This is a genomic window from Microbacterium bovistercoris, assembly GCF_003387575.1.
Classification (GTDB): Bacteria; Actinomycetota; Actinomycetes; order Actinomycetales; family Microbacteriaceae; genus Microbacterium; species Microbacterium bovistercoris.
On the sequence record NZ_QUAB01000046.1, the window covers coordinates 257041 to 268020 of the forward strand.

Annotated in this window: 12 protein-coding genes; 4 read left to right on the plus strand and 8 right to left on the minus strand. The window is 69.6% G+C overall.

What is annotated here, in order from left to right:
* A complete protein-coding gene (locus DY023_RS14495) occupies window positions 1-3408 on the minus strand; it encodes a pyruvate carboxylase (RefSeq protein WP_116243038.1) in 3408 nt (1135 codons plus the stop codon).
* Window positions 3409-3552: 144 nt separating this feature from the next.
* Here DY023_RS14495 and DY023_RS14500 point away from each other — a divergent pair, with 144 nt between their 5' ends.
* Window positions 3553-4365, plus strand: coding sequence for a ParA family protein (locus DY023_RS14500; RefSeq protein WP_116243039.1), 813 nt, complete (start codon window positions 3553-3555; stop codon window positions 4363-4365).
* A 69-nt stretch (window positions 4366-4434) separates the two neighbouring features.
* Here DY023_RS14500 and DY023_RS14505 read toward each other — a convergent pair whose 3' ends face one another.
* The 3 genes from DY023_RS14505 to DY023_RS14515 all read right to left on the minus strand — a co-directional run bounded on the left by DY023_RS14505 (window position 4435) and on the right by DY023_RS14515 (window position 6263).
* Window positions 4435-4980, minus strand: a complete 546-nt coding sequence (locus tag DY023_RS14505; RefSeq protein WP_116243114.1) for a MerR family transcriptional regulator — start codon at window positions 4978-4980, stop codon at window positions 4435-4437.
* Window positions 4981-5100: 120 nt separating this feature from the next.
* Window positions 5101-5781 carry a transcriptional regulator FtsR gene (gene ftsR / locus DY023_RS14510; RefSeq protein ID WP_116243040.1) on the minus strand — a complete coding sequence of 227 codons (681 nt, stop codon included), beginning with the start codon at window positions 5779-5781 and terminating at the stop codon, window positions 5101-5103.
* On the minus strand, window positions 5781-6263 hold the full coding sequence (locus DY023_RS14515; protein WP_116243041.1) for an FHA domain-containing protein: 483 nt from the start codon (window positions 6261-6263) through the stop codon (window positions 5781-5783). The genes ftsR and DY023_RS14515 overlap by 1 nt, the downstream gene beginning before the upstream one ends.
* Before the next feature lie 86 nt (window positions 6264-6349).
* Between DY023_RS14515 and DY023_RS14520 the strand changes: the two genes are divergently transcribed.
* Together DY023_RS14520 and lpdA are read left to right on the plus strand one after the other, a co-directional pair.
* Window positions 6350-7018: a copper resistance CopC family protein gene (locus DY023_RS14520; protein WP_116243042.1), complete on the plus strand. Its 669-nt coding sequence runs from the start codon at window positions 6350-6352 to the stop codon at window positions 7016-7018.
* 9 nt (window positions 7019-7027) lie between these two features.
* Entirely contained in the window at window positions 7028-8425 is a 1398-nt protein-coding gene (lpdA, locus tag DY023_RS14525; protein ID WP_116243043.1) for a dihydrolipoyl dehydrogenase, read from the plus strand.
* Between the two features lie 60 nt (window positions 8426-8485).
* Here the strand turns inward: lpdA and DY023_RS14530 are convergent, their stop codons facing one another.
* Genes DY023_RS14530 through DY023_RS14545 form a run of 4 tightly spaced genes read right to left on the minus strand, consistent with a single transcriptional unit; the run spans window position 8486 to window position 10155 of the window.
* Window positions 8486-9106, minus strand: coding sequence for a CYTH domain-containing protein (locus DY023_RS14530; protein WP_116243044.1), 621 nt, complete (start codon window positions 9104-9106; stop codon window positions 8486-8488).
* Window positions 9099-9314: a response regulator gene (locus tag DY023_RS14535; protein ID WP_116243045.1), complete on the minus strand. Its 216-nt coding sequence runs from the start codon at window positions 9312-9314 to the stop codon at window positions 9099-9101. Before DY023_RS14535 ends, DY023_RS14530 begins: the two co-directional genes overlap by 8 nt.
* Before the next feature lie 25 nt (window positions 9315-9339).
* Complete coding sequence (locus DY023_RS14540; RefSeq protein ID WP_116243046.1) at window positions 9340-9810, minus strand: prepilin peptidase; 471 nt, start codon at window positions 9808-9810, stop codon at window positions 9340-9342.
* A 54-nt stretch (window positions 9811-9864) separates the two neighbouring features.
* On the minus strand, window positions 9865-10155 hold the full coding sequence (locus tag DY023_RS14545) for a DUF1905 domain-containing protein (RefSeq protein WP_116243047.1): 291 nt from the start codon (window positions 10153-10155) through the stop codon (window positions 9865-9867).
* A 102-nt stretch (window positions 10156-10257) separates the two neighbouring features.
* On the opposite strand from DY023_RS14545, the gene DY023_RS14550 reads away from it, so the two are divergent.
* A complete protein-coding gene (locus DY023_RS14550) occupies window positions 10258-10977 on the plus strand; it encodes a hypothetical protein (protein ID WP_116243048.1) in 720 nt (239 codons plus the stop codon).
* Window positions 10978-10980 lie beyond the last annotated feature (3 nt).

Consider the following 10980-nt stretch of genomic DNA (forward strand, 5'->3'; position numbering starts at 1 on the left):
TTACTGTCCTGGGCTGATCACGACCAAAAGATCTCCCGCATCCACCTGCTGCGTGGGACCGATCGCCACACGCGCCACCACGCCCGAGACCGTCGCCGTGATGGCGGCCTCCATCTTCATCGCCTCGATCGACGCGACCGGGTCGCCTGCGCGAATCGCATCTCCCACGGCGACCTGAAGGGTGACCACTCCGGAGAACGGCGCGGCCACCTGCCCCGGCCGCGACGGGTCGGCCTTCTCGGTCTCGTGCGCATCGACGACGACCGACCGATCGCGCACCGGCACCGGTCGCAGCTGCCCGTTCAAGGTGGTCATCACCGTGCGCATGCCGCGCTCATCCGCTTCACCGACCGCCTCCAGACCGACGTAGAGCTGCACGCCGCGATCGATCTCGATGAGATGCTCCTGCCCCGGTACCAGCCCGTACAGGTAGTCGCCGGTCTCGAGCACCGAGAGGTCGCCGTACTGCTCACGCATCCGCGCCAGCTCACGGGTCGGTGCGGGGAAGAGCAGTTCGTTCAGCCGAGCACGCCGCCCTGCGCTGTCGCCCGCGAGCGCCCGCTCGTCGTCCGCCGTGATCTCGCCGACCGCCGGGCGCACCGCGCGACCGGCGAGCACCTTGGTGCGGAACGGCTCGGGCCATCCACCCGGCAGATCCCCCAGCTCGCCCGCCATGAACCCGACCACGGAGTCCGGCACGTCGTAGTTCTGCGGGTTCTGCTCGAAATCGGCGGGGTCAGCCTTGACGGCCGCCAGGTGCAGCGCGAGGTCGCCGACGACCTTCGACGACGGCGTGACCTTCGGCACCCGGCCGAGGATCGCGTTCGCGGCGGCGTACATGTCCTCGATGAGTTCGAAGTCCTCGGCCAGCCCCAGCGCCTTCGCCTGCTGACGCAGGTTGGAGAGCTGTCCGCCCGGGATCTCGTGGTGGTACACCCGACCGGTGGGGCCTGGCAGTCCAGATTCGAACGGCGCGTACTGGCCGCGCACCGCCTCCCAGTAGGGCTCCAGATCCGAGACGCCGGCCAGGTCGATGCCGCTGTCCCGCTCAGTGTGCGCGAGCGCGGCGACCAGCGCCGACAGCGAGGGCTGACTCGTGGTGCCGGACAGCGGCGCGGATGCGGCATCCACCGCGTCCACGCCGGCGGCCGATGCCGCGAGCAGCGTCGCGAGCTGACCGCCGGCCGTGTCGTGCGTGTGCAGGTGCACGGGCAGATCGAACCGCTCGCGCAGCGCCGTGACGAGCTTCGCCGCGGCGGCCGGCCGCAGCAGTCCCGCCATGTCCTTGATCGCCAGCACGTGCGCACCCGCATCCGCGATCTGCTCCGCGAGCCGAAGGTAGTAGTCCAGCGTGTACAGGTCTTCCGCCGGGTTCAGCAGATCACCGGTGTAGCAGAGCGCCACCTCCGCCACCGAAGTGCCCGTGGCCCGCACCGCGTCGATCGCCGGACGCATCTGGGCGACGTCGTTCAGCGCATCGAAGATGCGGAAGATGTCGATTCCGGATGCCGCGGCCTCCTGCACGAATGCATCCGTGACCGCGGTCGGGTAAGGCGTGTACCCGACCGTGTTGCGGCCGCGCAGCAGCATCTGGATGGCCACGTTCGGCAGCGCCGTGCGCAGCTTGTCGAGTCGCTCCCACGGATCCTCGCCGAGGAAGCGGAGGGCGACGTCGTAGGTCGCGCCGCCCCAGGCCTCGACGGAGAGCAGCCCAGGCGTCAGGCGTGCCAGGTGCGGCGCGGCCGCGACCAGGTCGCGGGTGCGCACCCGCGTCGCCAGCAGCGACTGGTGCGCGTCGCGGAACGTGGTGTCGGTGATGGCGAGCGCAGTCTGCTCGCGCAGCGCCCTGGCGAAGCCGTCCGGTCCGAGTTCGAGCAGCCGCTGCCTCGTTCCGGCGGGCGGTTCGGTGCTCAGGTCGATCGCCGGCAGCTTGGTGCTCGGGTCGGCGGTACCGGGATGCGAGCCGTTCGGGCGGTTGACGGTGACGTCCACCAGCCAGTTCAGGATCTTCGAACCGCGATCCTTCGACACGCGGCCCTGCAGCAGTTCAGGGCGCTCGTCGATGAACGCGGTGCTGATGTCGCCGGCGACGAAGGCCGGGTCGTCGAGCAGGGCCTGCAGGAACGGGATGTTCGTGGACACCCCGCGGATGCGGAACTCGGCCAGGGCCCGACGTGCCCGGGACACCGCGGCGGGGAAGTCCCGTCCACGGCAGGTGAGCTTGGACAGCATCGAGTCGAAGTGCGGGCTGATCTGCGCGCCCTGATGCACGGTGCCGCCGTCGAGGCGGATGCCTGCGCCGCCGGGAGAGCGGTAGGTGGTGATCTTGCCGGTGTCAGGGCGGAAGCCCTGCGCGGGATCCTCGGTGGTGATCCGGCACTGCAGCGCGGCGCCGCGAAGCCGGATGTCACCCTGGTCGAGACCCAGCTCGGCCAGAGTCGTTCCGGAGGCGATGCGGATCTGCGCCTGGACCAGGTCGACGTCGGTGATCTCCTCGGTGACCGTGTGCTCCACCTGGATGCGCGGGTTCATCTCGATGAAGACGACCTCGCCGGCCCGCTCCCCCGCCGTCTCCAGCAGGAACTCGACGGTTCCCGCGTTCACGTAGCCGATCGAACGCGCGAACGCGACGGCATGCCGGTGCAGCTCCTGCCGGACGGCGTCGTCCAGGTTCGGCGCCGGCGCGATCTCGACGACCTTCTGATGCCGGCGCTGCACCGAGCAGTCCCGCTCGAACAGGTGCACGGTCTCGCCCGTGGCATCCGCCAGCACCTGCACCTCGATGTGTCGCGGGCGCAGGACGGCCTGCTCCAGGAACATCCGCGGGTCGCCGAAGGCGCTCTGCGCCTCGCGCATCGCCTCGGCGAGGGCGGGGGCGAGTTCGGCCTTCGTCTCGACTCGCCGCATCCCCCGCCCGCCGCCACCGGCGACGGCTTTCGCGAACAGCGGGAATCCGATCTCGTCCGACTGACCGACGAGATCGTCCACATCGTCGGATGCCGCGGTGGACCGGAGCACCGGCACGCCCGCCTCGATCGCATGGCGCTTGGCCTCGACCTTGTTCCCCGCCATCTCCAGCACGTGCGCCGGCGGGCCGATGAAGGCGATGCCGGCCGCAGCCGCCTTCTCCGCCAGCTCCGGGTTCTCGGCGAGGAATCCGTAGCCCGGGTAGATAGCGTCAGCCCCCGACTCCACGGCGACGCGGACGATCTCGTCCACGTCGAGGTAGGCGCGCACCGGATGCCCGCGCTCGCCGATCTCGTACGCCTCATCGGCCTTGAGCCGGTGCATCGAGCCGCGATCCTCATAGGGGAAGACCGCAACGGTGCGCGCACCCACTTCGTACGCCGCCCGGAACGCGCGGATCGCGATCTCTCCGCGATTGGCCACAAGGATCTTCTGGAACATGCACACCTCTGGATCAGTGCGCACCGAGGCGCACAGGAGCGGGGCTGAGTGTGCCCCCAGACTAGCCCGTGCGCATCGGGCGGAATCGCCGCATCACAGCAGGGTGAAGGAGAGTCACAGGGTCGGCACTGTAAGTTGGAGGATGTGCACGTACTCAGCGTCAGCTCCCTCAAGGGAGGCGTAGGCAAGACGACCGTCACGCTCGGTCTCGCCAGCGCCGCCTTCGCCCGTGGCATCCGCACCCTCGTGGTCGACCTCGACCCGCAGTCGGACGTCTCCACCGGAATGGACATCCAGATCGCCGGCAGGCTGAACATCGCCGACGTGCTCGCCAACCCCAAGGAGAAGGTGGTCCGTCAGGCCATCACCACCAGCGGGTGGGCGAAGGTGCATCCCGGCACCATCGACGTGCTGATCGGCAGCCCGTCCGCCATCAACTTCGACGGCCCGCACCCCAGCGTGCGCGACGTGTGGAAGCTCGAAGAGGCACTTGCCACCGTCGAGAGCGAGTACGACCTCGTCCTCATCGACTGCGCGCCCTCGCTGAACGCCCTCACCCGCACCGCCTGGGCGGCGAGCGACCGCGTCATGGTCGTCACCGAGCCCGGTCTGTTCTCCGTCGCCGCCGCCGACCGCGCGCTGCGCGCCATCGAGGAGATCCGCCGCGGACTCTCCCCGCGACTGCAGCCGCTCGGCATCGTCGTGAACCGCGTGCGCCCGCAGTCGATCGAGCACCAGTTCCGCATCAAGGAGCTGCGCGACATGTTCGGCCCGCTGGTGCTGTCGCCCCAGCTGCCGGAGCGCACCTCGCTGCAGCAGGCGCAGGGCGCCGCGAAGCCGCTGCACATCTGGCCCGGCGACTCCGCGCAGGAGCTCGCCGCAGACTTCGACCAATTGCTGGACCGCATCGTCCGCGCCGGCCGGGTCCCCGTGCCGGAGACCGGCGCCCAGGCCTGACGCGCACCTCGCACACCAAGAAACGCCCGGCTCCGGCCGGGCGTTCTCGTATGTACAGGGCGGTCCGCGTCAGGCGGTGCGCTTGGCGCGCCGCTGCGCGAGCTCGTCGACAGGATCCGGTGCAGTGGGGTCGAGCTCGACGAGCGTCGACTCGACCTCGCGGAGCACCTTGCCGACGGCGATGCCGAACACGCCCTGACCACGGCTGACCAGGTCGATGACCTCGTCGTTCGAGGTGCACAGGTAGACGGAGGCACCGTCGCTCATCAGCGTGGTGCCGGCCAGATCACGGATGCCGGCGGCGCGGAGCTGCTCGACCGCGATCCGGATCTGCTGCAGCGAGATGCCGGTGTCCAGAAGTCGCTTGACCAGCTTGAGCACGAGGATGTCGCGGAAGCCGTAGAGGCGCTGCGAACCGGATCCGCTCGCACCCCGAACTGTGGGGACGACCAGCTCAGTGCGTGCCCAGTAGTCCAGCTGGCGGTAGGTGATGCCCGCCGCACGAGCGGCGACCGCGCCACGGTAGCCGACTTCGTCGTCCATCGCGGGCAGACCGTCCGTGAAGAGGAGTTCGGTCACGAAGCGCGGGTCTCCGGAGAGCTCATCCGCATTCATCATGTGTCCTCCTCAAGACCGGTGCCGCTCCCCCCGGAGCAGCTATCTCCACGGTAGAGCAGGGGTGGTGGTCGGGCAACGACATCCGGTGCGCACCAGAGGTGTGTCGCAACCTGTTCGTTATGAGAGCATCCGTGACAGCGCCACGGACACCAGGATGCTGCGCACCTCATCGATGCGGGCGGCGAGTTCAGGAGCGAGCTCTGCGGCGCGGCCGCGGGAAGCGGCATCCGTGCGACGCAGCATCGTCTGCAGCGCCGACTCGATCAGGGCGACCTCCCGCTCAGCGCCCTGGCGGAGCGAGCGCAGATGGCGTGGTTCGATGCCGTGGCGGTCCAGGGCGACCAGGCTGCGCAGCAGCGACACGGTCTGGTCGTTGTACGAATCGGCGGCCGCGATCAGCCCGGTGCTGACCGCGTCGTTCAGCAGCTGCGGGGCGGCGCCCGCGGCCTGCAGCAGCTCCTCGCGCCGATACCGGCGCGCGGGCGGCGTGATCGAGGGCGGCGGCGAGACCGGCTGGCCCTCCACCGCTTCGTCCAGCTGCTCGCGGATCACGTCGAGCGGCATGTAGTGGTCGCGCTGCAGCGTGAGCGCCGTGCGCAGACGCTCGACGTCGGCCGCCGAGAACTTCCGGTAGCCGGAGTCGGTGCGCGACGGCGTCACGATGCCTCGCCCCTCGAGGAAGCGCAGCTTGCTGGCGGTGATCTCCGGGAAGTCCGGGGTCAGCCGCGACAGCACCTGGCCGATGCTCAGCAGGCCCGCGGGCGCTGCGCGCTCACGGGCCGGGGACGAGGCCGCCATCAGGCGTTCGCAGCCGCGATGTCGACCGGGGACGCGAAGAAGTTCAGGCGGAACTTGCCGACGCGCACCTCGTAGCCGTTCTGCAGAAGACTGCGGTCGGCTCGCTCACCGTTGACGTAGGTGCCGTTCAGCGAGCGCTGATCGATGATCTCGAACGACGTGCCGGTGCGGGTGATCTCTGCATGACGACGCGACACGGTCACATCGTCGAAGAAGATGTCCGCTTCGGGGTGGCGGCCGACCGTCGTGACGTCGGCGTCCAGGAGGTATCGGGCGCCGGCCAGCGCGCCTGAGCGCACCAGCAGCAGCGCCGACCCCGAGGGCAGCGCGGAGATCGCCGTCTGTTCGGCTTCGGTCAGTTCGGCTCCGAACGGGACGAACGACAGATCGGAGTCGTGTCCGAAAGTCTGCGTCACGTCGTGGCGCTGCTCTCCGCTGCGGTGGATCGCGTCGTCGCCGTATCGGCTCTGGCTGTCAGTCACGGGTGGCCCTCCTTCTCACCAGACTAACGGATCGGAGCACTGCATCGGGAGGGGATGGGCACACGGGGCGCACCTAGGCTGGGGACGTGCAGACAACCTGGTCCTATCGAAGAATCCCTCTCGCCGCCCTGTTCGCCGCGCTGCTGACCGCCGCGTTCCTGCTGGTGGCCCCGCTGTCGGCCTCCGCACACGACGAGCTCGTCTCCGCGGACCCGGCCGCCGACACGACTGTCGAGACCCTTCCCGCGCAGCTCGCGCTCACCTTCAGCGGGGACGTGCTCGACGCCGAGGGCGCCACGATGATCCAGGTGACCGACCCCGCAGGCAGCCCCGTCACCGATGGTGCACCGACCGTCGACGGAACGACAGTCACCCAGCCGCTCGCCGCGGGTGGCCCTGCCGGCCTCTACCACGTGGCGTGGAAGGTCGTCTCGGCCGACGGACATCCGATCGCCGGGGAGTACGCCTTCACCGTGACCACGGGCTCGGCCGTCACCCCCACGCCGACCACTGCACCGGCTCCGGAGCAGACCACCCCCGAGACGAGTCCTGCTCCCACCGTGACGGTCACCGCGACTCCGACCCCCGCCGCGACCTCCGGGTCGCCGGTCTGGCTGTGGGTGCTGCTGATCGTGGCCGTCCTCGTCGTCGCCGGCATCGCCGTCTGGCTGGGCATGCGCCGCAGGCCGGCCGACGGCGGGCCTGCGGCGTCATCCGACGATGCCGCCGCCTCCGCCGACCCCTCGGAACGATAGGCTGAGAGCATGCCACACTACGATGTCGTCATCCTCGGCGCGGGCCCTGGCGGCTACGTCGCCGCCGTCCGCAGCGCACAGCTCGGACTGTCCACCGCCATCATCGAGGAGAAGTACTGGGGTGGTGTGTGTCTCAACGTGGGCTGCATCCCCTCGAAGTCGCTCCTGAAGAACGCGGAGATCGCGCACACCTTCACCCACAAGGCCGACTTCTTCGGAATCTCGGGCGATGTGAGCTTCGACTTCGGCGCGGCGTTCGACCGCAGCCGCAAGGTCGCGGAGACCCACGTCAAGGGCATCCACTTCCTGATGAAGAAGAACAAGGTCACCGAGTACGACGGCCGCGGCACCTTCACCGGCCCCAAGGCGATCTCGGTGGCGAAGTCGGACGGCACGACCGAAGAGGTCACCTTCGACAACGTCATCATCGCGACCGGCTCGACCGTGCGCCTGCTGCCCGGTGTGCAGCTCAGCGACAATGTCGTCACCTTCGAGGAGCAGATCCTCACCCGCGACCTGCCCGAGTCGATCGTCATCGTCGGTGCCGGTGCCATCGGCATGGAGTTCGCCTACGTGCTGACGAACTACGGCGTGAAGGTCACCATCATCGAGTTCCTCGACCGCGCCCTCCCCAACGAGGACGTCGAGGTCTCGAAGGAGATCCAGAAGCAGTACAAGAAGCTCGGCGTCGACATCCTCACCTCCACCGCGGTGAAGACCGTCACCGACAACGGCTCCTCCGTGCACGTCACCTACGAGACCCGCGACGGCCAGCCCGGTGAGATCACCGCAGGCAAGGTGCTCATGTCGGTCGGCTTCGCACCGAACGTGAACGGCTACGGCCTGGAGAACACCGGCGTCGCCCTCACCGAGCGCGGCGCGATCGAGATCGACGACCACATGCGCACCAACGTCGAGGGCATCTACGCGATCGGCGACGTCACCGCCAAGCTGCAGCTCGCGCACGTCGCCGAGGCGCAGGCCGTCGTGGCCGCCGAGACCATCGGCAAGGCCGAGACCATGACGCTGGGCGACTACCGGATGATGCCGCGCGCGACGTTCTGCCAGCCGCAGGTCGCCAGCTTCGGTCTCACCGAGGAGCAGGCGCGCGCCGAGGGTCGCGAGATCAAGGTCGCGAAGTTCCCGTTCAGCGCGAACGGCAAGGCCAACGGCCTCGGCGAGCCGGTCGGCTTCGTCAAGCTGATCGCCGACGCCGAGCACCTCGAGCTCATCGGCGGCCACCTCATCGGCCCCGACGTGTCCGAGCTTCTGCCCGAGCTGACGCTCGCTCAGAAGTGGGACCTCACCGCTCTCGAGGCCGCCCGCAACGTGCACACCCACCCGACCCTGTCGGAGGCGCTGCAGGAGGCCTTCCACGGCCTCGCGGGCCACATGATCAACCTCTGATCTGCAGACGCAGAGAGGGCCGAGCGGAATTCCGCTCGGCCCTCTCTGCGTCTGGTCCGTTCAGCGACCGAGAGCGCGGGCGAGCTTCGATCCCGAAGAGGCGTCGCGGGCGCCGGCGGCGAAGATCGCCTTCTCGGCTGCGGCGAAGAACGCCTGCCGTCCTGCCTCGTCAGCGGGAGCGGCGGGGCCCAGCTCGAGCTCCCATTCCCGCCATTCGCGGCGCGATCCGTCACGCAGATCGGTCGCGTGCACGTGATCGTCCACGAACTCGGCGAGCACGCCGTCCGGCCCGATCAGGTGAACGGCGGTGCGGGAGTTCTCGATCCGTGCGATCGGCCGCAGCGCGGATGCCTGTACCGGCGCGATCGCCTGGGCGACCGCATCCGGGATCACGCCCTCCTCGCCCAGCGGCCAGCCGAGCTCCACCCGGCCGTCGCCGGTGCGCGGACCCTTCAGATGCCAACCGGCATCGGGGCCGCCGGTGCGGCGACGCAGGGCATGGCCGGAGGCCGCGAGGGCGAACTCGGCGGTGTCGAGGTACTGCGCGTCGAGTTCTCGCAGCTCGCCGGGCGACGCCGAGAGCACGCCGTCGACCGATGCCCAGTCCGGAAGCGGGGTGTCCGCATCGACGTCGTACTTGCGCTCGACCTCGACCGACCGGGACGGCGCGGAGTCAGACATCGGCAGGATTGATGTCCTCGAGGGACTCGTCGTACCAGTAGCCGATCTCGGTGGGCCCGTCGGTCGCACCGGTGTTCTGCGGTTCGCCGCCGCGGTTGTAGACGATCTGCGTCTCGCTGTAGGGAACGATCAGCTTGTCGTCCGCATCGTCGCCGATGGGGATGATCTGCCCGTCCAGCGGGCCGCCGTGAAGTCGCGCGAGTGCCATGAGCACACCATAGTCCCTGGCGACGTCATCCGATCGCGATGCCGAGCACCGCTCCGACGATCATCCACGGACCGAAGGCGATGCGGGTGCTGCGATCGGCTCTGCGCAGCGCCATGAGCGCGAGCGCGTACAGCGCGCCGAGCACGAAGGCCGACGCGGCACCGATGACGAGAGCCTGCCAGCCGTGCCAGCCCAGCACGAGCCCGATCACCGCCGCGAGCTTCACGTCGCCGCCGCCGACCCCCTGCCTGCTCGCCAGCCGCATCACCGCGTAGAAGCCCGCCAGCAGCAGCATCCCGAGCAGCGATCGCACCAGTCGTGCGATGTCGCCGGTCGCCGGCGCCTCCACGATCACCAGCACCAGCAGCACGCCGAGCGTGGGCAGCACGATGCGGTTCGGCAGCCGGTGCGTGCGGGCGTCGATGACGAGGAGCCACGCCCCGACACCGACCAGGGCGATGTGCACCAGGCCGGCGATGATCGCGTGGAGTGTCACCTTCGCAGGCTATGCGACTCCGCCGACCGGCGGGGACACCCTGTGGACAACAGGTCAGAGATCGAGGATCTCGAGCTCGACGACCACGGTGCCGCCCTCCTCGATCGCCTCGGCGCTGCGAACCTGTTTCTTCAACGGCAGCACGTAGCCGTCGCGGCCAGGGAAGATGGAGGTCGCCCATTCGGTGTCGCCGATCCGTGCGCGTACCCGCAGCGACCCGAACCCGCGTGGTGGCGAGGGCAGCTCCCTGATCTCCTGCGAGAGATCCTCCGGCATGACCGCGAAGAACCAGGCCTCGGTCCGGGCATCCCATCGGACCACGTCGCTCTCATACTCGATCCGCATGCCCTCAGAGTAGCCCTGTGCCTTCGAGACGCGATGTCGGATGTCCTATTTACGATCTGAGATGAACTTGAATTGTTCGAATATCTCTTCGAGGATGGATGCATGGGGATCGGCACTCTGCGAGCACTCTCCCCCGCCGACGAGCGGGCGGGCGAGATCCTGCGCCTGCGCCGCGAGATCGGGCGGATGCAGCGGGTGCGCAGCGATGAGAAGGTGCTGCCGGTGCCGTCCGCACTGGAGCAGATCCTGCCCGGCGGAGGCCTCGCAGCGGGAACGGTGTACTCGGTCTCACCCTCGCTGAGCCTGATCTTCGCGCTGCTCAGCACTTCTTCCCAGCGCGGCTCGTGGTGCGCGGCGGTCGGCATGCCGGACCTCGGCGTCGAGGCCGCGGCCGCCGCGGGGATCGACCTCGAGCGCCTGGTGCTCGTGCCCGACCCCGGCCCGCGCTGGCTGGCCGTGGTGTCGGCACTGGCCGAGATCGTCCCGCTCATCGCGGTGCGTCCGGGGGCGCCGCCGCAGGAGGCCGAGTCGGCCCGCCTCGCCGCCCGGTTGCGCGACCGCGGCTGCACGGTGCTGGCCACCTCGCCCTGGCCGCAGAGCGAGGGTCTGATCAGCCTGCACGACCCGCAGTGGGAGGGGCTCGGCGAGGGGTGGGGGCTGCTCGAGGACCGCACGGTGACCGTCACGGCGCAGACCCGCACCCGCCCGCGGCCGCAGAGCGTGCGGGTGCGCCTGCCCGGGCGGCTCGGCGCCGTGGAGCAGGTCGAGCAGGCAGCCCCTGCACCGATCCCCCTCGACACGAGATGGGCGGCGGCAGGATGATCC